The organism is Sphingomonas hominis (genome assembly GCF_013328205.1).
Lineage (GTDB): Bacteria > Pseudomonadota > Alphaproteobacteria > Sphingomonadales > Sphingomonadaceae > Sphingomonas > Sphingomonas hominis.
Genome location: NZ_JABULH010000002.1, coordinates 555,723 through 576,593, shown reverse-complemented (window position 1 = coordinate 576,593; position 20,871 = coordinate 555,723). Strand labels below are relative to the sequence as shown.

23 protein-coding genes are annotated in these 20,871 nt (G+C 67.3%); 9 read left to right on the top strand and 14 right to left on the bottom strand.

Translation table 11 applies throughout. The features are described 5' to 3' along the window. Position 1: 1 nt before the first annotated feature. From HRV97_RS07860 to HRV97_RS07815, 11 genes are all read right to left on the bottom strand, one after another. Entirely contained in the window at positions 2-325 is a 324-nt protein-coding gene (locus HRV97_RS07860) for a DUF1476 domain-containing protein (RefSeq protein ID WP_174193613.1), read from the bottom strand. 81 nt (positions 326-406) lie between these two features. Beyond that, entirely contained in the window at positions 407-1,408 is a 1,002-nt protein-coding gene (locus HRV97_RS07855) for an NADPH:quinone oxidoreductase family protein (protein ID WP_174193611.1), read from the bottom strand. Then, positions 1,371-2,000 (bottom strand): 3-isopropylmalate dehydratase small subunit, encoded by a 630-nt coding sequence (gene leuD, locus HRV97_RS07850; RefSeq protein WP_174193609.1) that lies wholly within the window; start codon positions 1,998-2,000, stop codon positions 1,371-1,373. The genes HRV97_RS07855 and leuD overlap by 38 nt, the downstream gene beginning before the upstream one ends. 4 nt (positions 2,001-2,004) lie before the next feature. Next, positions 2,005-2,127, bottom strand: a complete 123-nt coding sequence (locus HRV97_RS17640) for a hypothetical protein (protein WP_281356788.1) — start codon at positions 2,125-2,127, stop codon at positions 2,005-2,007. 23 nt (positions 2,128-2,150) lie between these two features. After that, on the bottom strand, positions 2,151-3,578 hold the full coding sequence (gene leuC / locus HRV97_RS07845) for a 3-isopropylmalate dehydratase large subunit (RefSeq protein WP_174193607.1): 1,428 nt from the start codon (positions 3,576-3,578) through the stop codon (positions 2,151-2,153). Positions 3,579-3,647: 69 nt separating this feature from the next. Further along, positions 3,648-4,553, bottom strand: coding sequence for an alpha/beta hydrolase fold domain-containing protein (locus tag HRV97_RS07840; RefSeq protein ID WP_174193605.1), 906 nt, complete (start codon positions 4,551-4,553; stop codon positions 3,648-3,650). A gap of 16 nt (positions 4,554-4,569) precedes the next feature. Further along, positions 4,570-5,232 (bottom strand): CoA transferase subunit B, encoded by a 663-nt coding sequence (locus HRV97_RS07835; protein WP_174193602.1) that lies wholly within the window; start codon positions 5,230-5,232, stop codon positions 4,570-4,572. Beyond that, the gene (locus tag HRV97_RS07830) at positions 5,232-6,059 is read right to left on the bottom strand and encodes an HAD family acid phosphatase (RefSeq protein WP_174193813.1); all 828 of its coding nucleotides are present in this window, start codon (positions 6,057-6,059) and stop codon (positions 5,232-5,234) included. The genes HRV97_RS07835 and HRV97_RS07830 overlap by 1 nt, the downstream gene beginning before the upstream one ends. 130 nt (positions 6,060-6,189) lie before the next feature. Then, entirely contained in the window at positions 6,190-6,924 is a 735-nt protein-coding gene (locus tag HRV97_RS07825) for a CoA transferase subunit A (protein WP_174193600.1), read from the bottom strand. Between the two features lie 59 nt (positions 6,925-6,983). After that, positions 6,984-7,634 carry an HAD-IA family hydrolase gene (locus HRV97_RS07820; protein WP_174193598.1) on the bottom strand — a complete coding sequence of 217 codons (651 nt, stop codon included), beginning with the start codon at positions 7,632-7,634 and terminating at the stop codon, positions 6,984-6,986. A gap of 63 nt (positions 7,635-7,697) precedes the next feature. Continuing rightward, positions 7,698-8,618, bottom strand: a complete 921-nt coding sequence (locus tag HRV97_RS07815) for an SMP-30/gluconolactonase/LRE family protein (protein ID WP_174193596.1) — start codon at positions 8,616-8,618, stop codon at positions 7,698-7,700. Between the two features lie 99 nt (positions 8,619-8,717). Between HRV97_RS07815 and HRV97_RS07810 the strand changes: the two genes are divergently transcribed. Further along, positions 8,718-10,379, top strand: a complete 1,662-nt coding sequence (locus tag HRV97_RS07810) for a thiamine pyrophosphate-binding protein (RefSeq protein WP_174193594.1) — start codon at positions 8,718-8,720, stop codon at positions 10,377-10,379. A gap of 22 nt (positions 10,380-10,401) precedes the next feature. Continuing rightward, positions 10,402-10,992, top strand: coding sequence for an exopolysaccharide biosynthesis protein (locus HRV97_RS07805; protein WP_174193592.1), 591 nt, complete (start codon positions 10,402-10,404; stop codon positions 10,990-10,992). Between the two features lie 53 nt (positions 10,993-11,045). Here HRV97_RS07805 and HRV97_RS07800 read toward each other — a convergent pair whose 3' ends face one another. Both HRV97_RS07800 and thiS read right to left on the bottom strand, forming a co-directional pair. Then, positions 11,046-11,228: a CsbD family protein gene (locus HRV97_RS07800; RefSeq protein WP_174193589.1), complete on the bottom strand. Its 183-nt coding sequence runs from the start codon at positions 11,226-11,228 to the stop codon at positions 11,046-11,048. An 85-nt stretch (positions 11,229-11,313) separates the two neighbouring features. Beyond that, the gene (thiS, locus tag HRV97_RS07795; RefSeq protein ID WP_174193587.1) at positions 11,314-12,321 is read right to left on the bottom strand and encodes a sulfur carrier protein ThiS; all 1,008 of its coding nucleotides are present in this window, start codon (positions 12,319-12,321) and stop codon (positions 11,314-11,316) included. Between the two features lie 180 nt (positions 12,322-12,501). On the opposite strand from thiS, the gene aroQ reads away from it, so the two are divergent. From aroQ to HRV97_RS07760, 7 genes are all read left to right on the top strand, one after another. Further along, entirely contained in the window at positions 12,502-12,948 is a 447-nt protein-coding gene (aroQ, locus tag HRV97_RS07790) for a type II 3-dehydroquinate dehydratase (protein ID WP_174193585.1), read from the top strand. A gap of 43 nt (positions 12,949-12,991) precedes the next feature. Next, on the top strand, positions 12,992-13,480 hold the full coding sequence (gene accB / locus HRV97_RS07785; protein WP_174193812.1) for an acetyl-CoA carboxylase biotin carboxyl carrier protein: 489 nt from the start codon (positions 12,992-12,994) through the stop codon (positions 13,478-13,480). A 6-nt stretch (positions 13,481-13,486) separates the two neighbouring features. Continuing rightward, on the top strand, positions 13,487-14,839 hold the full coding sequence (accC, locus tag HRV97_RS07780) for an acetyl-CoA carboxylase biotin carboxylase subunit (RefSeq protein ID WP_174193583.1): 1,353 nt from the start codon (positions 13,487-13,489) through the stop codon (positions 14,837-14,839). A 150-nt stretch (positions 14,840-14,989) separates the two neighbouring features. Next, positions 14,990-15,310 carry an ArsC/Spx/MgsR family protein gene (locus tag HRV97_RS07775; protein ID WP_174193581.1) on the top strand — a complete coding sequence of 107 codons (321 nt, stop codon included), beginning with the start codon at positions 14,990-14,992 and terminating at the stop codon, positions 15,308-15,310. Continuing rightward, positions 15,307-16,731: a phospholipase D-like domain-containing protein gene (locus HRV97_RS07770; protein WP_174193579.1), complete on the top strand. Its 1,425-nt coding sequence runs from the start codon at positions 15,307-15,309 to the stop codon at positions 16,729-16,731. Before HRV97_RS07775 ends, HRV97_RS07770 begins: the two co-directional genes overlap by 4 nt. A 181-nt stretch (positions 16,732-16,912) precedes the next feature. After that, positions 16,913-19,144, top strand: coding sequence for a phosphoribosylformylglycinamidine synthase subunit PurL (gene purL / locus HRV97_RS07765; RefSeq protein WP_174193577.1), 2,232 nt, complete (start codon positions 16,913-16,915; stop codon positions 19,142-19,144). 26 nt (positions 19,145-19,170) lie between these two features. After that, entirely contained in the window at positions 19,171-20,382 is a 1,212-nt protein-coding gene (locus HRV97_RS07760; protein ID WP_343044460.1) for a DUF418 domain-containing protein, read from the top strand. Here the strand turns inward: HRV97_RS07760 and HRV97_RS07755 are convergent. Further along, positions 20,379-20,789, bottom strand: a complete 411-nt coding sequence (locus HRV97_RS07755; protein ID WP_174193576.1) for an Hpt domain-containing protein — start codon at positions 20,787-20,789, stop codon at positions 20,379-20,381. The genes HRV97_RS07760 and HRV97_RS07755 overlap by 4 nt on opposite strands. Positions 20,790-20,871: the final 82 nt, after the last annotated feature.

Sequence of the window (20,871 nt, the reverse complement as noted above, 5' to 3'; positions counted from 1 at the left end):
CCTACTCCGCCTTGAGGAGCTGACGACGCGCCTCGATCGTTTCCTGCGTCAGTGCCTGGCGCACCGCCGCCTCGTCGATCTCGACCCCCGCCGCGGTCAGATCGCCCAGCAGCTTGCGCACCACGTCCTCATCGCCCGCTTCCTCGAAATCGGCCTGGACGACCGACTTGGCGTACGCGTCGGTCTCCTCGGGCGTCAGCTTCATCAGCGCCGCGGCCCATTGCCCGACCAGGCGGTTGCGCCGCGCGGTGACGCGAAAGGCCATTTCCTCGTCGCGCGAAAACTGGTTCTCGAACCCGCGCTCGCGGTCGTCGAAGGTGGTCATGGCAGCTCCCGTTGCTCGTGTTCGCGGAAATAGAACGCGCCGCCCGCACAAGCAACGGGGCTACCCCGCCTGGCCGATCGCTCAGTCGGCGACGCGCACGACCAGTTTGCCGATGGCGGCGCGCGCCGCCATCTTCGCGATCGCCTCCCCGCCGCGCTCGAACGGGAAGACCTCGGTTACGCGCGGTGCGATCCGCCCGTCCTTCCACAGGTCGAACAAGCGCTGGATATTGGCGCGGTTGGCCTCGGGATCTCGCGCCGCGAACGCACCCCAGAACACGCCGCACACGTCGCAGCTCTTGAGCAGCGTCAGGTTGAGCGGCAGCTTCGGGATCCCCGCGGGAAAACCGATCACGAGGTAGCGCCCTTCCCAGCCGATCGAGCGCAGCGCCGGCTCGGCATAGTCGCCGCCCACCGCGTCGTAGATCAACTGGTATCCGGCCTTGCCGCCCTTCTCCTTGAACTGCTCGGCGAGCGCCTTCGACTCGTCCTTCCCGAACGGCCCGCGACCGTAGATGATGACCTCGTCCGCGCCCGCGTCGCGTACCGCCTGCGCCTTCTCCTGGCTCGACACTGCTCCGACCACGCGTGCGCCGAACGCCTTGCCGAGCTCGACCGCGGCGAGCCCGACCCCGCCGGCGGCGCCCAGCACCAGAAGGTTATCGCCTTCCTTGATGTGCCCGCGATCGACCAACGCGTGGATCGTCGTGCCGTAGGTTAGCAGCAGCGCGGCGGCTTCCTCGAAACTGCGCTCTTCGGGGATCGGGTAGAGCGCTGCTTCCTTGAACAACAACCGCTCAGACAGCCCACCCATGCCGGTATTGCCCATGACGCGATCGCCGACCTTCAGCCGCATCACGCCCTCGCCGACCTGCTCGACCACGCCCGACACCTCGCCGCCCGGCGCAAACGGGCGCGGCGGCTTGAACTGGTATTTGTCCTCGATCACCAGCACGTCGGGATAGTTGATCGCGCACGCCTTGACCGCGATCACGACTTCGCCCGTGCCCGGTGTCGGATCGGGCAGCTCGCCGACCTCCAGAGTTTCAGGTCCGCCCGGCGCCTTCGACAGCAATGCCCGCATTTCCGCTCCTTTGCTCGATCCAGGGGCGCTGCTGGTGCATCGCCTCCTCGAATTTCGAAATCGCGGTATCCTTTGCCAGCGTCAGCCCGACCTCGTCCAGCCCTTCCATCAGGCAGCGCCGCCGAAAGGGGTCGAGCGCGAAGGTGAAGCGATCTTGGAACGGCGTCGTGACCGTCATCGTCTCCAGATCGACCGTGACCGGTTGATCCTGCGCCACCGCGAGCAGCCGATCGATCGCCTCCTGCGGCAGCACGACCGCGACGATCCCGTTCTTGAATGCGTTGCCCGAGAAAATGTCGGAAAAGCTCGGCGCGATCACCGCGCGCACGCCCATGTCGGCGAGCGCCCACGCGGCATGCTCGCGACTGGAGCCGCAGCCGAAATTATCGCCCGCGATCAGGATCGGGCTACCGGCATAACGGGGATCGTCGAAGATGTTGCCCGCTTGCGCGCGTACGGTCTCGAACGCGCCGCGCCCCAGCCCCGACCGCTTGATCGTCTTGAGCCAGTGCGCGGGAATGATCACGTCGGTGTCGACGTTCTTCTGCCCCCAGGGATAGGCGCTCCCCGAAACGTGCGTCACCGGCTCCATCGTGTCAGCGCGACGGCTTGGCGGGTCGTGCAGGCGCGGGCCCCGCGTACGTCTTCGCCACCGCCGCATAGGCCGCAACGCCGCTCACCGCCGCACCCGCGACGAGGAATGCCAGAACCATCTTCATGGAAAGACCCCGTTTGTGTTCTCTCAGATCAGCTCGCGCACGTCGGTCAACCGACCGCTGACCGCCGCCGCCGCCGCCATCGCCGGCGATAGCAGATGCGTGCGCGCGCCGGGACCCTGCCGCCCGACGAAATTTCGATTCGACGTCGACGCGCAGCGCTCGCCCGGCGGCACCTTGTCGGGGTTCATCGCCAGGCACATCGAACATCCCGGCTCGCGCCATTCGAACCCGGCCTCGGTGAAGACCCGGTCGAGCCCCTCGGCCTCGGCCTGTCGCTTGACCAGCCCCGATCCGGGCACGACCATCGCGCGTACGCCGTCCGCCACGCGGCGGCCGGTGGCGACATGCGCCGCGGCACGCAGATCCTCGATTCGGCTGTTGGTGCAACTGCCGATAAAGACGTGCTGGACGGCCACGTCCTGCATCCGCGTGCCCGGCACGAGACCCATATAATCGAGCGACTTGCGCGCCGCGGCCTGCTTCGACGGATCGGCGAAGCTTTCGGGCGCGGGCACGACGCCGGTGATCGGCACCACATCCTCCGGGCTGGTGCCCCAGGTGAGCGCGGGCGCGATATCGCTCGCCGACAGCGTGACGACCCGATCGTAGCGCGCGCCCGCGTCGCTCGGCAGCGTGCGCCACCACTCGACCGCGCGGTCCCAGTCGGCCCCTTTCGGCGCCATCGCGCGACCCTTCAGGTAGGCGAAGGTCGTCTCGTCGGGCGCGATCATGCCGGCGCGCGCGCCACCCTCGATGCTCATGTTAGCGATCGTCAGCCGCCCCTCCGCCGACAGATTGCGGATCACCTCGCCGGTGAATTCGATCACGTAGCCGGTGCCACCCGCCGCGCCGATCCGCCTGATGATCGCGAGCACGACGTCCTTCGCCGACACGCCGAAGCCGAGTGTGCCGTCGACGCGCACCTCCATCGTCTTCGACGGCGACAGGATCAGCGTCTGCGTGGCCAGCACATGCTCGACCTCGCTCGTCCCGATCCCGAACGCGAGCGCGCCGAGCGCACCGTGGGCGGAAGTATGACTGTCGCCGCACACGACAGTGGTGCCGGGCAGCGTGAAGCCCTGTTCCGGCCCCACGACGTGGACGATCCCCTGCTCGGCGGCGAGCGCGTCGATATACGGCACGCCGAACTCGGCGACGTTGGTGCGCAGTGCGCCGAGCTGCTCCGCGCTCTCGGCGTCCGCGATCGGCAGCTCGCGCCCCTTGGCATCGACGCGCGCAGTGGTCGGCAGATTGTGGTCGGGCACTGCCAGCGTCAGGTCGGGCCGGCGCACGCGGCGCCCTGCGCTGCGCAGCCCCTCGAACGCCTGCGGGCTGGTGACTTCGTGGACGAGGTGACGGTCGATGTAGATCAGGCAGGAGCCGTCGTCGCGACGCTCCACGACATGGGCGTCCCAAACCTTCTCGTACAAGGTGCGCGGTTGGTGTGACATCGCGCGCGCCTTAACCGTGATCGCCGGCAGGTGAAAGGAAAGAATGCCGAAGCAGCAGTATTCGTTTCTTTATTTCACTATAGGCTCACCCCGCCCCATCGCCGCATCGATAAAGGAGACGCTCTCCTCCAGCACCGGCGCGAGTCGTCGGAACGGCACCGATAGCGCCATGACGACATTCTCATGGCTGAGCCCGTCGTGCTCGACCAGCTTGGCACGCCCGCCCGCCGCCTTCACGCGCTCGAACAGGTGATAAGCGTTATACGGCCGCACCTGCGTGTCGCGGCTGCTGGTGACGAGCAACAGCGGCGGCGCGGCGGCGCGCGCGAAGCTGATCGGCTGCGTCGCCATCGGGTCAGTGACCCCCAGCATCGCCGCGCGCGAACGCGGCTTGTCGAAAGGGTAGAAATCGTACGGTCCGCTCAGCCCCACCGCTGCCTTGACGATCGCCGGGTCGACCCCCTCCGCGCGCAACCAGCGACGATCGAGCGCCAGCATCACCGCATTGTACGCGCCCGCCGAATGCCCTGCGAGCGCGACGCGTTCCGGATCGCCGCCATAATCGGCAACGTGGTCGCGTACCCACCGCACCGCCGCCGCGCCGTCCTGAACAAAGGCGGGGAAACGCACCGTGGGCACCTTGCGGTAATCGGGCACGACGACGACGAACCCGGCGCGCGCGAACGCGCGGGCGGCAAAGGCGTAGCTGCGTCGATCCCCGTTTGCCCACCCGCCGCCGTAGATGAACACGATCACCGGCCGCTTGCCCATCGCAGTCGCAGCCGGGCGCCAGACGTCGAGCGTCTGCCTGTCACGCCCGAACCGCACCGCGTCGCCGACCAGCTCGACCCCGCGCCCGCCGCCCACCGCGGCGTCGAGCCAGCTCAGCACGCGCGGCGCAGGCACGAACAGGTAGATCGCTGCCGCCGCCAGGGTCAGCGCGGCAACGCCCCCGACCAGCCAGCGCCAGATCACCGCCGCGCGTCTCGGATCAGGAAATGTAATGGGCCGTCGTCTTCGCCGCGACCTCCTCCGCGGTGACGCCGGGCGCCAACTCGATCAGCCGGAACGGCGACTGGTGATCGGGGCGCTGGAACACCGCCAAGTCAGTCACGATCATGTCGACCACGTTCCGGCCCGTCAGCGGCAGCGAACACGCCGGAATGAACTTCGGGCTGCCGTCCTTGGAGGTGTGCTCCATCACAACGATGATCTTCCTGACACCAGCGACAAGATCCATCGCGCCGCCCATGCCCTTGATCATCTTGCCCGGGATCATCCAGTTGGCGATGTCGCCGTTCTCCGCCACCTCCATCGCACCCAGCACGGTCAGGTCGATGTGCCCACCGCGGATCATCGCGAAGCTCTGCTCCGAGCCGAAATAGGCCGATTGCGGCAGCTCGCTGATCGTCTGTTTCCCTGCGTTGATCAGGTCGGCGTCCTCTTCCCCCTCGTACGGGAAAGGTCCGATGCCGAGCATCCCGTTCTCCGACTGGAGCGTCACGGTCATGCCGTCGGGAATGTTGTTCGCGACCAAAGTCGGAATGCCGATGCCCAGGTTGACGTAGAAGCCGTCCTGCAGCTCCTTCGCCGCGCGCGCGGCCATGCCGTTGCGGTCCCAGCCCGCCACATCAACCCTCTTCAGGTCAGCCATCACTTCACTCCTTCGGGCATCTGGCTCCAGCGGCGCGCCGCGGGAAAGGTGTCATCCCAGCCCGAGCCGAGCCCGGTGCCGTAAACGGGATTGGGCAGGATGAACCACCCCGCGCCCCAGCGCGCGACCAAGCGACTGGTGCTCGGTAGCAGGCGGCGGCCCGAGGCGGGCGCGGGTCCGGGCGGGTTGAAGAAATCGGCGAAATCGCCGAGCTGGTCGCCCATTTGTGCCAGCACACAAAAACGCGCGGCGATCGCCTGTCGCCGGCCGTCCTTGCCCGACTTGCCGTCGACGTCGCCCTTCAGCCACAGGGTCGTGCCGTGCTCGAACGTGCCCAGGCCGGCGTTCGCGAGCGCGCGTGCGGTGTCGGCGGTATTGGCCGCGCTACGATTGGTGTTGATAACGACCGCGACGCCCATCGCACGCAGCTGCCGGAACGCGGCCACCGCGCCGGGCACCGCGACGACCTTGTCCGCGCCGCCACGCTCCCACGCGTCCCAGCGCTTCGCATCGTACCCCTGCCCGGTCTTCGCGTCGTTATACTCGTAACCGAGGTTCAAGACGGTCGTCTCGTCCATATCGAGCACCACCGCGGGCGGCAGCGCACCGCACGACACCGGCTGCGGCACCGCGGCGGTCGACCCTGCCGCCAGCACCGCCGACGCGGTCGCCGGCCAGCGCGGCAGCGTACCGCCGGCGCGCTGATGCGGAAGCCGCCCGCGTTCATCGCGCGCGCGGTCGAGCAGCGCGCGGACGTAGCCGAGCATACCGTTATACGCCTGCTCGCTGAGCGCATCCGCCTCGGCCGAGCCGTAGAGGTACGCCATGCCAGGCGGCGGGCCGGTGTCGATGATCGGCATATGCTCGATCGGACCGGCACGCGGCGCAGGAGCCGTCGCGCACCCGACCAGAGCCGTCGCGCCCGCCAGCATCCCGATCAGCGCGAAGCGCACCGCGTCAAACCTCGCTGCCTACCGCCGCCGGCCTCGCTTCGGGCCGCGGACGCGTCAGGCGAAACTCAATCTTCTTGTCGTAGGGCGTACCGACGATCATCCGCTTCACGTAGATACCCGGCAGATGGATGTGATCGGGGTCGAGGCTGCCGACCGGCACCACTTCTTCGACCTCGGCAACGCAGACGCGGCCCGCGGTCGCCATCGGCTGGTTGAAGTTGCGCGCGGTCTTTCGAAAGATCAAATTGCCGCTCTCGTCCGCCTTCCACCCCTTGATGATCGAGATGTCGGCGCGAATGCCGCGTTCGAGGATATAGTCCTCGCCGTCGAACGCCTTCACCTCCTTGCCCTCGGCCACCAGCGTGCCGACGCCCGTCTTGGTGTAGAAGCCGGGAATGCCCGCGCCACCCGCGCGGCAGCGTTCAGCCAGCGTCCCTTGCGGGCAGAACTCGACCTCCAGCTCTCCACTCAGATACTGCCGCTCGAACTCCTTGTTCTCGCCGACGTAGCTCGAGATCATCTTTTTCACTTGGCGGGTGCGCAGCAGCTTGCCGAGCCCCTCTCCGTCGATCCCGGCGTTGTTGCTCGCGATCGTCAGGTCACGCGTGCCTGCGTCGCGGATCGCGTCGATCAACCGCTCGGGCACGCCGCACAGGCCGAAGCCGCCGGCGCAGATCGTCATGCCGTCGAACAACAGGCCTTCCAGCGCCGCCGCCGCATCGGGGTAAAGCTTCTTCATCGCCGCCGCCTCTCTCTCGCGTCGCCGCTTAGCGACGCGCGGGCGAACCGGTCAACACGTCAGAAGGACCCCGGCATCACCCCCAGCACGCGCGAGAGATCGTCGAGCGCCTGCCCCTCGCTCTCGACCTTGATCGCGGTCATGCCGAGTGTGGCCGCCGGTTTGCAGTTGATGCCCAGATCGTCGAGGTAGACACACTGGTCCGCCGCCTTGCCGAGCGTGTCCAGCATCATGCGGTATATTTTCGGATCGGGCTTGCGCACCCCCACCTTGCTCGATTCGATCACGTGATCGAACCGCTCCAGCACCTCGGCGACCAGTGCGGCTTTCTCAGCCGTGCGCGACATCCCCGCGCCGTCGCCGGCGGGCACGTTGTTGGTGATGCAGCCGAGATGATAGCCGTTTCGTTTGAGCCAATCGAGCGCGTGGACCATGCGCGGGCGGATGTCGCCCGAGAGCAGCGCCAGCACATCCTCGCCGCGGACCTCATGCCCCAACGCGCGCGCTTCCTCGGCGAAGTCGGCATCGAACCCCGCCGCATCGATCTCGGCGCGCTCGAACCTCGCCCAGGCGTTGGTGTCGGGGTCGGTCGCGTTGATGCGGCGGATCATATCTTGCGGTAACCCACGCTCGCGCTCCATCCGCGCGAACGCCTCGAAGGGCGACGACGTGATCACGCCGCCGAAGTCGAAGATCACCGTATCGCGCACCCGCTCGCTCCCCTGTCCGTTATCGGGTGCTCATCGTCGCTCTGCGTGCGCTTGTCCACGTGCTCAATGTAGCAGCTTCAATCCAGGTCGCGCCCAGCGCGTCTTGACCAGCCGTCCCGTGCCCGACAGCGTAATATACGCGTCCATCAAGTCGGTGCCGCCGAAGGTGATGTTGGTGGTGAATATGTCGTCCGTCGAGACGAACTCGACCAACTCGCCGGCAGGCGAGACGACGCTGATGCCGCATTCGCCGATCGTCGCGACGCAGATGTTGCCTGACGCCTCCATGCCTAGCGAGTCGAAGAACTTGTATCCGGCCGGGCGATACAGCGGGATGCCGGGACCGCCCGGCCCAGCGTCTGCCGCCACCTTGCCTGGTGCGGTGATGTTGAACTTCATCAGCCGGCAGGTGTAGGTTTCCGCGGCGTAAAGCGTGGTGCCGTCGGGCGAGAGGCCGATGCCGTTAGGGTTCATCGACGGAAAGATCACCTCCTCGATGAAGCTGCCGTCCGCACGCGCGTAGAAGATGCCGACGACGTCGTGGCAGCGCGTCGTATAGTCCACCTTGCCGTGGTCGGTGAACCAGAACCCACCGTGCGCGTCGAACACGATGTCGTTGGGCCCGCGCAAGCTGACCCCGTGATCGCCAGACTTGTACAGCACCTCGACGCGTCCCGTAGCGGGGTCGATCCGCTCGATCCGACCGCCAGAATAATCCGCCGCGATGCCGTGGGGCACGAGCATTCCGTTATTCTCGACATAGTGGAAGCCGCCGTTGTTGCAGCAATAGAGCATCCCGTCGGGCCCGAGTGCGAGGCCGTTCGGCCCGCCGCCGGGTGTCGCCACCACCTCCTTGCGCCCGTCGGGCGTCACGCGCGTGATTCGGCCAGGCTCGATCTCGACCAGGATCACGCTGCCGTCGGGCATGACGACCGGGCCCTCGGGAAAACGCAACCCGTCCGCCACCAGCTCGAATGCCGCCATGATCCTGATCCTCTCGCTCTTTTGCCGCAAAGGATTGATCATCACCGGACCAAGCGCAAGCGCTTGCTGCCACGACGCCGCGCGGGCTAGGCCTCAACCATGGAGAGCATCGAAACCCAGCAGAGCCGGACCGGCGGCCGCATCCTCGTCGACCAACTCGTCGCGCAAGGGTGCGAGCGGATCTTCACCGTGCCGGGGGAGAGTTTTCTCGCTGTGCTCGATGCGCTGCACGACGTGCCGGCGATCGACACGGTGGTGTGCCGGCAAGAGGGCGGGATCGCGTTCATGGCCTGTGCCGACGGTGCGTTGACGCACCGTCCCGGCGTTGCGTTCGTCACGCGCGGGCCGGGCGCGACCAACGCCAGCATCGGTGTCCACGTCGCCCGGCAGGATTCGCAGCCGATGATCCTGTTCGTCGGCGACGTCGACCGCGGCACGCGCGACCGGGAGGCGTTTCAGGAGATCAACTTCGAAGCGATGTTCGCGCCCGTCGCGAAGTGGGTCGCACGCATCGACGACGCGCGCCGCATCCCCGAATATGTCGCGCGCGCTTACGCGGTCGCGATGAACGGACGCCCCGGCCCGGTTGTGCTGGCGCTGCCCGAGGACATGCTGCTCGACCGCGTCGAGGCGATCGACCGCCCGCGCGTCGAGCGCGCCGCGCAAGCGCCCGACGCGAACGGGGTGGCGCAGCTCGCCGACCTGCTCGCCACGGCCGAGCGGCCGGTGGCGATCGTCGGCGGTGTCGGATGGGACGAACGCGCGGCGGAGGACATCGCCGCTTGGGCCGACCGCGTCGGCGTACCGCTGGTCGCCGCGTTCCGGCGGCAGGACGCGGTGCCGAACGACTGCCCCGCCTATGCCGGCAATCTCGGCTACGGCCCTAACCCCAAGCTCGTCGCACGGGTGAAGGCCGCCGACCTGCTGCTGGTGGTCGGCCCGCGACTCGGCGAGGCGACGACCGACGGTTATACGCTGATCACGCCCGAGCATCCGGGTCAGCGCCTCGTCCACGTCCACCCGGACGCGAACGAGCTCGGCATGACCTACCGCACCGATCTCGCGATCTGCGCCGGCATGGCGGAGTTCGCCGAAGCGCTGCTGGCGATCGACGGCCCCGCGCACCCGACCGCGCCCGAGGCACGCGCCGACTATGAGGCATGGACCACGCCCGCCCCCCGCGACGGCGTCGCGCTCGATCTCAGCCCGTGCGTCGCGGCGATGCGCGATCGGCTGCCCGCCGACACGATCATCTGCAACGGCGCTGGCAATTTTTCCGGCTGGTGGCACCGCTACTGGCGCTACGCTGGGCCAGGTACGCAGCTTGCCCCGACCAGCGGCGCAATGGGCTACGGCGTGCCCGCAGCGGTAGCGGCAAGCCTGCGTCGGCCCGAGCGAACCGTCGTCGCAGTGGCGGGCGACGGCGACTTCCTGATGAACGGACAGGAACTCGCGACCGCGGTCCAGCACGACGCGTCGCTTCTCGTGATCGTCGTCGACAACGGCGCATACGGCACGATCCGCATGCACCAGGAGCGCGAGTTCCCGCGGCGGGTGTCGGCCACGCGGCTGCACAATCCCGACTTCGCCGCGCTCGCGCGTGCCTATGGCTGCTGGGCTGAAACGGTTGAGGCGACCGTCGACTTCGCCCCCGCGCTCGACCGCGCGATGGCGCAAGGCGGCGTGCGGCTGCTTCACCTCAAAACCGACGTCGAGGTCATCACCGCCGCGACCACCCTTGAGGCGATCCGCAACCGCTGACCGGCTGCGAGGTTGAGGAGCCATGGCAGACGATCCGCACAGCGTTTCCGATATCCTCGACGCGATCAACGATCTTGCGGACAACAGTGACAAAGTTGCTGTCGGCGATGTCGTCGAAGCGCTCGGCAGTCGCGGCTTCGGCCCCTTCCTGGTCGTCATTCCGCTGATCGACATCTCACCGATCGGCAGCATTCCGGGGCTGCCGACCGCGATGGCGATCATCGTCGTGCTGATCGCAGGTCAGATGGCACTCGGGCGCAAGCACCTGTGGTTGCCCGCTTTCGTTGAGCGCCGCGCAATCACGTCGGGCAAGGTGAAGAAGGCTACGAAGAAGGTTCGCGGCGTGGCCCGCTTCCTCGATCGCTGGTTCCACGGCCGTCTGCCCGCGCTGACCAAGGGTCCGTTCGTGCGCGCGGCGGCGGTCGGATGCATCGTCATGGCGATGTGCGTGCCGCCACTCGAACTCCTGCCGCTCGCCACCACCGCGCCGATGCTGGCCATCGCGGCGTTCGGCCTCGCGCTGACTGTGCGCGACGGCGTGCTGATGATCGCGGCAAGTGCGCTCGCCGTCGCCGCAGTCACGATCGGCACCGGCCTGCTTCTCAACAAATGAAAAGGGCCGCCCCGATGTTCGGAACGACCCTTCCAATTACCGTATGGCAGAAATCAGATGTTGTCGCCGAGCGCGCCCTTGACGCTGCCCTTCATCTGCTCGCCCTTGCCCTTGGCCTGCTGCGCTTCACCTTCCGCGGCGAGGCTGGCATCGTTGTTGTGCTCGCCGATCGCTTCCTTGGCCTTGCCAATGGCCTCGTTGACGCCGCCCTTGATCTTGTCGGTCAGTTCACCCATCGCGATTACTCCTTCGTTTCAGGCTGATTGAACTCAGTGAACAAGAAACGAGGGTTTCTGCGGGTTGTTCCGCGTTCGGCCTGATTCAGATCAGGCCGGCGAGCGGGCTCGACGGGTCGGCGTAACGGCGCTGTCCCATGCGTCCGGCGCGGTAGCTCATCCGCCCCGCCTCGACCGCCGCCTTCATCGCCGCCGCCATCATGATCGGGTCCTTGGCTTCCGCGATGGCGGTGTTCATCAGCACGCCGTCGCAGCCGAGCTCCATCGCCACCGCCGCGTCCGACGCGCAGCCGACGCCCGCGTCAACCAGCACCGGCACCTTGGCGCCCTCGACGATCAGCCGGATCGTGACGCGGTTCTGGATACCGAGGCCAGACCCGATCGGCGCGCCGAGCGGCATGATCGCGACCGCGCCGGCCTCCTCCAACTGCTTCGCCGCGATCGGATCGTCGACGCAGTAAACCATCGGCTTGAAGCCCTCGCGCACCAGCACCTCGGTCGCCTTCAACGTTTCACGCATGTCGGGGTAGAGCGTGCGCGCCTCACCCAGTACCTCCAGCTTGACCAGATCCCAGCCGCCCGCCTCGCGCGCCAGCCTGAGCGTGCGGATCGCCTCGTCGGCGGTGAAGCAGCCCGCGGTGTTGGGCAGGTAGGTCACGCGCTTGGGATCGATGAAGTCGGTCAGCATCGGCGCCTTGGGATCGGACACGTTGACGCGGCGCACCGCGACCGTGACGATCTCCGCCCCCGACGCCTCGAGCGCGGCGGCGTTCTGCGCGAAATCCTTGTACTTGCCGGTGCCGACGATCAGGCGCGATCGGAACGTCTTACCCGCTACGGTCCAAGTGTCCTCGGCGATCGGTTTCGCATGGTCGCCGCCACCGACGAAATGCACGATCTCCAGCTCGTCGCCGTCCTCGACGCAGACATCGCCCAGCGTCGAGCGGGGTACGATCTCCAGATTGCGCTCCACCGCCACCTTCTCGGGCACCAGCCCCAGTTGCTCGGCGAGCGCGGCGATCGTCAGCCCCGCCTTGACGCGCTTGTGCTCGCCGTTGACGACAATCGAGACGGTTCCGTCGGAATGGGGCATGGTTATGTGCATCGAGGGCGTGCGCCCCCGTCCGTTGTCGGGCTGGATGATCGCTGGCCCCGCGCTCCGCCTTCCCGGCGAAACGAAGCGCGTCCCTTCGACAAGCGACGGGCGAGCGGGCTAGAGCGGTGCTGCACCGGCACCTAGTCTCCGCCTGCCCCTTGTTCAAGAAAGCAGCCCATGCCCGCACCCGATAACGCCACAGTGTATGTATTGAACGGCCCCAACCTCAACCTGCTCGGCACGCGCGAGCCGGAGATCTACGGTCACGACACGCTCGACGACATTGCCGGGCGGCTGGAGGATCGCGCGCGCGACCTGGGGCTCAGCATCGACATGCGGCAATCGAACCACGAAGGGCATCTGGTCGACTGGCTGCACGAGGCGCAGGCGTATGACGCACGTGCGGTGATCCTGAACGCGGGCGCGTTCACGCACACATCGATCGCGCTCCACGACGCGATCAAGGCGATCCGCACGCCGGTGATCGAGGTGCATCTATCCAATCCGCACACGCGCGAGGATTTCCGACACACCTCGTTCGTCGGTCGTGCCGCACGCGGAACCATTGCGGGATTCGGCGCGCTATCCTACGCCCTCGCGCTTGAAGCGGCGGCACAGTTCTGACACAGCGCGCGCCCTTGAAGGGGAATCAAGGCTGATGGCCGACATGAACGAAGCAAATGGGGGTGGCGCGATGCAGGTCGACGTGAACCTCGTGCGCCAGCTCGCCGAGCTGCTCGACACCACGCAATTGACCGAGATCGAGGTCGAGGACGGCGATCGCAAGATCCGCGTCGCGCGCAAGGCAGCGCAGGTCGCCGCCACGCCGATGCATTATGCCGCCGCACCTGCGCCCACACAGGCCGCGGCACCCGCCGCCGCGCCGCAGGTCGACATCGCCGGGCCCTCGGCGCCGAGCGACGCCAACGCGGTCCGCTCGCCGATGGTCGGCACCGTCTATCTCGCCGCCGAGCCGGGCGCCAAGCCGTTCGCCGCGGTCGGACAGACCGTCGCCGCCGGCGACACGCTGCTGATCGTCGAGGCCATGAAGGTGATGAACCCGATCACCGCGCCCTCGGCCGGCACGGTCAAGGCGGTGCTGGTCGAGAACGGCCAGCCGGTCGAGTTCGACCAGCCGCTCGTGGTGGTCGAGTAAGCATCGGTGCCGCAGATCAAGAAGCTGCTGATCGCCAACCGCGGCGAGATCGCGCTGCGCATCCATCGCGCGTGCCACGAAATGGGGATAAAGACGGTCGCGGTGCACTCCACCGCCGATGCCGACGCGATGCACGTCCGGCTCGCCGACGAGGCGATCTGCATCGGCCCGCCGTCCGCGGCCGAGAGCTACCTCAACATCCCCAACATCATCTCTGCAGCCGAGATCTCGGGCGCCGACGCGATCCATCCCGGTTACGGCTTTCTCAGCGAGAATGCCAAGTTCGCCGAGATCGTCGAGCTGCATAACCTGATCTTCGTCGGGCCCAAGCCCGAGCACATCCGCACGATGGGCGACAAGATCGAGGCGAAGCGTACCGCGGGCGCACTCGGCCTGCCGCTCGTTCCCGGATCAGACGGCGCGGTCAGCAACGTGGATGAGGCGAAGGCGATCGCCGAACGCGCGGGCTATCCCGTCATCATCAAGGCCGCCTCGGGCGGCGGCGGGCGCGGCATGAAGGTCTGCACCAGCCCCGACCAGCTCGAAACGCTGATCGCGCAGGCGGGCAGCGAGGCGAAGGCCGCGTTCGGCGACGCCACCGTCTATATCGAGAAGTATCTCGGCAACCCGCGCCACATCGAGTTCCAGATCTTCGGCGACGGCAAGGGCAATGCGATCCACCTGGGCGAGCGCGACTGTTCGCTCCAGCGCCGCCACCAGAAGGTGCTTGAGGAAGCGCCCTCCCCCGTCATCACGCCCGAGGAGCGCGCGCGCATGGGCGGCATCTGCGCGCGTGCGATGGCCGACATGGGCTATCGCGGTGCGGGCACGATCGAGTTCCTGTGGGAAAACGGCGAGTTCTACTTCATCGAGATGAACACCCGCCTGCAGGTGGAGCATCCGGTGACCGAGGCGATCACCGGGCTCGACCTGGTCCGCGAGCAGATCCGCATCGCCGAGGGTGAACCGCTGACGCTGCGCCAGGAAGATGTCGTCTTCCGCGGCCACGCGATCGAGTGCCGCATCAACGCCGAGGACCCGCGCACCTTTGCGCCCTCGCCCGGTCTGGTGAAGCAATATCACGCGCCCGGCGGGATGCACGTCCGCGTCGATTCGGGGCTCTACGCCGGCTACAAGGTGCCGCCTTACTACGACAGCATGATCGCCAAGCTGATCGTCTATGGCACGACCCGCCAGGGCGCGCTCCGCCGCCTGCGCCGCGCGCTGGAGGAGTTCGTGATCGAGGGAATGAAGACCACCATTCCACTGCATCAGGCATTGCTCGACGATCCCGAATTTCAGTCGGGCGATTACACGATCAAGTGGCTGGAGGACTGGCTGGCGCGGCAGGACGCCTGACTGGTCGACACGAAAGATTATGCGCCGGAGTAAACCCATGTGTTTGCTCCGGCTTTTCCTTGAGGCCGCTACTCGGCCGGCGCCTCCCTCGTTCGCGCACTGGACCGACGCCGCGCGCGCGGTAGAAGGCGTCATGCAGAAGACCCCGCGATGAAGGCGACGATCCTCCACAACCCGCGCTGTTCCAAGTCGCGCGAGGCGCTCGCGATCCTACACGAGACCGGGGCCGAAGTGAGCGTGATCGATTATCTCGAGCATCCGCCGACGCGGAACGAACTCGCGCGATTGTACGCGCGCGCCGGGGTGAGCCCGCGTGACGGCCTGCGCAAGGATGCGCCCAAGGTCGCTAACGACGCCGCCGCACTCGATCTGATGGTTCTTGACCCGAGCACGATCGAGCGCCCGCTAGTCGGGACCGACAAGGGCGTACGCCTCTGCCGTCCGCCTTCCGCGATCAAGGACGTCCTGTGACCCTGCCTGAGAAGACCCGCTGGCGCGTCGAACGCGCAACCAAGGCGGCGGTGATCATCGACGCCGACGCCTATTTCCGCGTCGCGCGCGAGGCGATGCTGAACGCCAAGCAGCAGATCATGCTGGTCGGCTGGGATTTCGACGCCCGCATCACGCTCGCCTACGAGGACGACCATCCCGAGGCGCCCACCACGGTCGGCGACTTCATCGACTGGCTGGTGAAGCGCACCCCGACGCTCCAGGTCTATATCCTGCGCTGGGACAAGGGCGCGATCAAGACGCTGTTCCGTGGACGCACCTTGTGGATGCTGACGCGCTGGCGTTTCCGTGAGAAGCGCATCAACCTGAAACTCGACGGCCACCACCCGACCGCCGCGTCGCAGCACCAGAAAGTCGTCGTGATCGACGATTGCATGGCGTTCTGCGGCGGGATCGACATGACCGACGAGCGCTGGGACACGCGCGACCACGTTGCCGACGACGAGCGCCGCCGCTCGCCCAACGGTTTCTCGTACAAGCCGTGGCACGACGTGACCACCGCACTGCAAGGCCCGGTCGCGCGCGCGCTGGGCGACTTGTGTCGCGCCCGCTGGAAGATCGCGGGCGGCGCGGAGATCGCCGCACCTTCGCACACCGGCGAGTGCTGGCCCGCCAGCCTGCCGGTCGCCTTCACCGACGTCGACGTCGCGATCTCGCGCTCGCAGCCCAAGCACGAGGGTCAGGAAGAGCTGCTTGAGATCGAGGAACTCTACCTCGCACTGATCGCGCGCGCGAAGCGCCGCATCTACGCCGAGAGCCAATATTTCGCCTCGCGCCGCATCGCCGAGGCGATCGCCAAGCGGCTGGTCGAACCCGACCCGCCCGAAATCGTCGTCATCAACCCGACAACGGCGCAAGGCTGGCTGGAACCGATCGCGATGGACACCGCACGCGCGCGGCTCGTCGCCGAATTGCAGCGCCGCGACCACGCCAAGCGGTTCCGTATGTACCATCCGGTCACGACCGACGGCACCGGCATCTACTGCCACGCCAAGGTGATGGTGGTCGACGACGACGTGATCCGCATCGGCTCGTCGAACTTCAACAACCGTTCGCTGCGGCTCGACACCGAGTGCGATGTGACGATCGCCGACGATGGCTCCAGCATCGCCACGATCCGCGACGACCTGATCGCCGAACATCTCGCGGTCGAGCCGGCGCAGGTCAGCGATGGGCTGGCGCGCGACGGGCTGATCGCGACGATCGAACGGTTGCGTGGGCGCGGCAAGACCCTGATCCCCTATGAAGTGCCCGAACTCAACGCGGTCGAGGCATGGCTCGCTGAGAATGAGGTGCTCGATCCCGAAGGCCCGGCCGAGATGTTCGAGGCGTTCGAGAAGCGGGGCCTGCTGCGCCGGTTGCGGCGCCACCGTCGCCGCTGATCGATCCTAGGCCATCGCCGCGCTCGCTGCTGATCGACCAACGCGTCGACATATTCGTCGGCGAATTATCCGCCATCGGCTCCGCAGGTCCGTTCATGGAGCGGGCCCCTCGGCCAAGTCAGCGCGCCGACGTGATCGGCCGCGCTGGCATCGACGCGCCACCCCCGCTATGCGCGCGCACATGACCGACAGCAAAGCTTCGACCATCACCCCCGAACTCGTCGCCGAACACGGCCTCTCGCCCGAGGAGTACGACCGCGTACTCAACGCACTCGGCCGCGAGCCGAACTTGGTCGAACTCGGCATCTTCTCGGTGATGTGGAGCGAGCATTGCTCGTACAAGTCGAGCCGCATCCACCTGAAAAAACTACCGACCGAAGCCCCCTGGGTCATTTGCGGTCCGGGCGAGAATGCCGGCGTGATCGACATCGGCGACGGTCAGGCCGCGATCTTCAAGATGGAGTCGCACAACCACCCGTCCTACATCGAGCCCTATCAGGGTGCGGCGACCGGGGTGGGCGGCATCCTGCGCGACGTGTTCACGATGGGCGCGCGCCCGATCGCGAACCTGAACGCGCTGCGTTTCGGCCGGCCAGATCACCCCAAGATGCGCCACCTGATCTCGGGTGTCGTCCACGGCATCGGCGGCTACGGCAATTGCGTCGGGGTGCCGACTGTGGGTGGCGAGGTGAACTTCCACCCGGCCTATGACGGCAACATCCTGGTCAACGCGATGACCGTGGGCGTCGCGGATACCGACAAGATTTTCTATTCGGCCGCCAGCGGCGTCGGCAATCCGATCGTCTACGTCGGCTCCAAGACCGGGCGCGACGGCATCCACGGCGCGACGATGGCCTCGGCCGACTTCGGCGAGGATGCCGATGCCAAGCGCCCGACCGTCCAGGTCGGCGATCCCTTTACCGAGAAGCTGTTGATCGAGGCCTGCCTCGAATTGATGGCGTCGGACGCGATCATCGCGATTCAGGATATGGGCGCGGCCGGCCTCACCTCATCGTCGGTCGAGATGGCGTCCAAGGGTGGCGTCGGCATCGAGCTGATCATGGACGACGTACCGCAGCGCGAAACCGGCATGACGCCGTACGAGATGATGCTGTCGGAAAGCCAAGAGCGCATGCTCATGGTGCTGAAACCCGGCCGGGAGGCGTTCGCGCAAGCCATTTTCGATAAGTGGGAACTCGACTTCGCAGTGATCGGCCACGTGACCGATACCGGACGCATGGTGCTGAAATGGCAGGGCGAAACGGTGTGCGACATCCCGCTCGGTCCGCTTGCCGACGACGCGCCGCTCTACGATCGCCCGCACGTCGCGACTCCGCCGGCCAAGGCGCTGGTCGATGTGCCCGAGTGCCGCGATCCCGCCGCCGACCTGCTCGCGCTGATGGCCTCGCCGGATATCGCCAGCCGACGCTGGATCTGGGAGCAATACGACCACATGGTCGGCGCCGACACGGTGCAGCGCCCGGGCGGCGACGCCGCCGTGGTGCGCGTCCACGGGACGGACAAGGCGCTGGCGATGACCACCGATTGCACCCCGCGCTACTGCTACGCCGACCCGGTCGAGGGCGGGAAGCAGGCGATCGCGGAGGCATGGCGCAACCTGACCGCCGTCGGCGCGACCCCGCTCGCGGTCACCAACTGCCTCAACTTCGCCAACCCGCAGCGCCCCGAGATCATGGGCCAGATCGTCGGCTGCCTGGAGGGGATGAGCGAGGCGTGCCGCGCGCTCGATTTCCCGATCGTATCGGGCAACGTCAGCCTGTACAACGAATCGAAGGCGACCGGCGGCGGCTCGGCGATCCTGCCAACCCCCGCGATCGGCGGCGTCGGCTTGCTGAAGGCATGGGACAAGAGCGCGACGATCGCGTTCAAACAGGCCGGCGACATCATCATCGTCATCGGCCGCCGCCGCGGTGACCTCGGCCAGTCGCTGTGGCTGCGCGAACTGCACGCGCGCGAGGAAGGTCCGCCGCCACGCGTCGACCTTGATGCGGAGCGCCGCACCGGCGACTTCGTCCGCCGCGCGATCGACGCAGGGCAGCTCTCCGCGGTGCACGACGTGTCCGACGGTGGCCTCGCGGTCACGATCGCGGAGATGGCGCTCGCGGGCAACATCGGCGCGATGATCGATCGCGCCCTGCCGTTCGATACCGCCGCCTCGCTGTTCGCCGAGGATCAGGGCGTCTATGTCGCGACCGTCCACGACCATGCTTTGCTCGACTTCCTGCAATCCGCGCTCGACGCCGGGATCGATGCCGAGCCGCTCGGCCGTGCGATCGGCACGCGCGTGATCTTCGAGCTGCGTGACGGCGACTATGCCGTGTCGCTCGCCGACCTGCGCAGCGCGCACGAGGGCTTCTTTCCCACGCTGATGGCGACCGAGCCCGCACTCTGATCGCGCCGGATGAGATTGGCGAGCGGGTGACGCTGGATGCGCGTCACCCCTCGCTCGACGTCGTGCGTGGCGTTGCGGTGATGGGCATCCTGCTCGCCAACATCGTCGCGTTCGGACTGCCGGGCGCAGCCTATTTCTCGCCGCTTGCTTGGGGCGGGGCCGGTGTAGCGGCAAAGACAGCGTGGCTGCTTAACTTCGTCTTCGTCGAAGGCCGGATGCGCGGACTGTTCTCCGCGCTGTTCGGCGCCTCGATGCTGCTGGTGATCGATCGCGCCGACGCGCGCGGCGAGAACGGCGTGGCACTGCATCTCAGGCGCATGTTCTGGCTGTTCGCGATCGGCTACGTCCACCTCTACCTGTTCTGGTGGGGCGACATCCTGACGCACTATGCGCTGTGCGGCGTGATCGCCTTGTTCTTCCACCAGGCACGCGCGCGGACGTTGCTCGCATTCGCGCTGCTGATGCTGCTGGTATCAATGGTGCTGAACACCGCGAGCGCCGCTGCGCTGTTCGCCGCGGCCGATCGCACGACACCCGCCGACGTGGCGGTGTGGAACGGCTTCGCCTCCGCGTTCGGCGTACCGCCGCGCGGCGAGCTGCTTCGTGAAATCGCGGCGATGCGCGGCAGCTTCGGTGAGGCGGCGGCATGGCGTTGGCAGCACGCGACCAGTCCCCTCACCTTGTTGCCGATCGTCGCACCCGACACGCTGGGCGCGATGCTGCTGGGCATGGCGGGGCTGCGCTCGGGCTTCGTGACGGGGCGCTGGTCACGTGCCGCCTACCAGCGCACGGCGCTCGCCTGCGTGCCGCTGTCGTGGATCGGCTATGCCGCGATCGGTTGGCACACGATGGCAAGCGGCTTCGACCAGCGCTGGGTCTATACAGGGTCACTGGTGCTCAGCCTGCCACTGCGCATGATCGGCTATGTCGGCTATGCCGCGGTGATCATCCTGCTCACCCAGCCGGGCGGGCGGTTGGCTGCGCGGATCGCTGCTACCGGGCGCATGGCATTCAGCAACTATCTCGGCACCACCTTGCTGATGGACCTGATATTCACCGGCTGGGGGCTGGGACAATTCGGCGCGATCGGACGCGCCTGGCTCTACGCGCTCGTACCGCCGGTGTGGGCGCTGATGCTGGTCTGGTCACCCGCCTGGCTGGCGCGCTACCGCTACGGACCGCTCGAATGGCTGTGGCGCAGCTTGGTAGATGGACGGCCTGCCGCGCTCCGATCCTAGCCGATGCGGCGGCCGAAACCGCCGGGACGCCGCACGAGAGGCGGCTGCGCCTCGCGTTCGAGATAGGCGAGCGTCGCGTTGAACAGTGGCCGCAGCGCCAGCACATCGGGCACCCCGGCGGTCGGCTTTGCATGCGATTCGACGCACTCGCGCGCGAGCGTTTCCAGCTTCTCCGCCAGCGCGGCGAGCGGGCTTGCCCCGAACTGGCTCGCCTCGCCCTTCAGCGTGTGCGCGGGCAGCACCAGCGCGGTTGCGTCCTGATCGCGCGATGCCGCCTCGATCGCGTCGAGCGACTTCAACCCGTCCTCGCGGAAATAGCCCAGAATGCGCGCGAAATCCGCGCCAAGCTCGGCACGCGTTCGCGCCAGCGCCGCACGGTCAACCAGCACTCCTCCGTCAAACGACACCGTCGTCTCCTCGCACTCTCGAACCGTCGTCGGATCGACCTTAGCCGTGCGGGGGTAAACGAGCGGTAAGGAGTGACGCGCG

Excerpts from the sequence above, each read along its gene's own strand:
- HRV97_RS07835 (WP_174193602.1), bottom strand. The coding sequence starts at position 5,232 with ATGGCTGACCTGAAGAGGGTTGATGTGGCGGGCTGGGACCGCAACGGC.
- HRV97_RS07775 (WP_174193581.1), top strand. The coding sequence starts at position 14,990 with ATGAAGGCGACGATCCTCCACAACCCGCGCTGTTCCAAGTCGCGCGAG.
- HRV97_RS07810 (WP_174193594.1), top strand. The coding sequence starts at position 8,718 with ATGGAGAGCATCGAAACCCAGCAGAGCCGGACCGGCGGCCGCATCCTC.
- purL (WP_174193577.1), top strand. The coding sequence starts at position 16,913 with ATGACCGACAGCAAAGCTTCGACCATCACCCCCGAACTCGTCGCCGAA.
- HRV97_RS07800 (WP_174193589.1), bottom strand. The coding sequence starts at position 11,228 with ATGGGTGAACTGACCGACAAGATCAAGGGCGGCGTCAACGAGGCCATT.
- accB (WP_174193812.1), top strand. The coding sequence starts at position 12,992 with ATGAACGAAGCAAATGGGGGTGGCGCGATGCAGGTCGACGTGAACCTC.
- HRV97_RS07825 (WP_174193600.1), bottom strand. The coding sequence starts at position 6,924 with ATGAAGAAGCTTTACCCCGATGCGGCGGCGGCGCTGGAAGGCCTGTTG.
- HRV97_RS07860 (WP_174193613.1), bottom strand. The coding sequence starts at position 325 with ATGACCACCTTCGACGACCGCGAGCGCGGGTTCGAGAACCAGTTTTCG.
- HRV97_RS07830 (WP_174193813.1), bottom strand. The coding sequence starts at position 6,059 with ATGGCGTACCTCTACGGCTCGGCCGAGGCGGATGCGCTCAGCGAGCAG.
- thiS (WP_174193587.1), bottom strand. The coding sequence starts at position 12,321 with ATGCCCCATTCCGACGGAACCGTCTCGATTGTCGTCAACGGCGAGCAC.
- aroQ (WP_174193585.1), top strand. The coding sequence starts at position 12,502 with ATGCCCGCACCCGATAACGCCACAGTGTATGTATTGAACGGCCCCAAC.
- leuC (WP_174193607.1), bottom strand. The coding sequence starts at position 3,578 with ATGTCACACCAACCGCGCACCTTGTACGAGAAGGTTTGGGACGCCCAT.
- HRV97_RS07855 (WP_174193611.1), bottom strand. The coding sequence starts at position 1,408 with ATGCGGGCATTGCTGTCGAAGGCGCCGGGCGGACCTGAAACTCTGGAG.
- HRV97_RS07815 (WP_174193596.1), bottom strand. The coding sequence starts at position 8,618 with ATGGCGGCATTCGAGCTGGTGGCGGACGGGTTGCGTTTTCCCGAGGGC.
- HRV97_RS07805 (WP_174193592.1), top strand. The coding sequence starts at position 10,402 with ATGGCAGACGATCCGCACAGCGTTTCCGATATCCTCGACGCGATCAAC.
- HRV97_RS17640 (WP_281356788.1), bottom strand. The coding sequence starts at position 2,127 with ATGAAGATGGTTCTGGCATTCCTCGTCGCGGGTGCGGCGGTGAGCGGC.
- leuD (WP_174193609.1), bottom strand. The coding sequence starts at position 2,000 with ATGGAGCCGGTGACGCACGTTTCGGGGAGCGCCTATCCCTGGGGGCAG.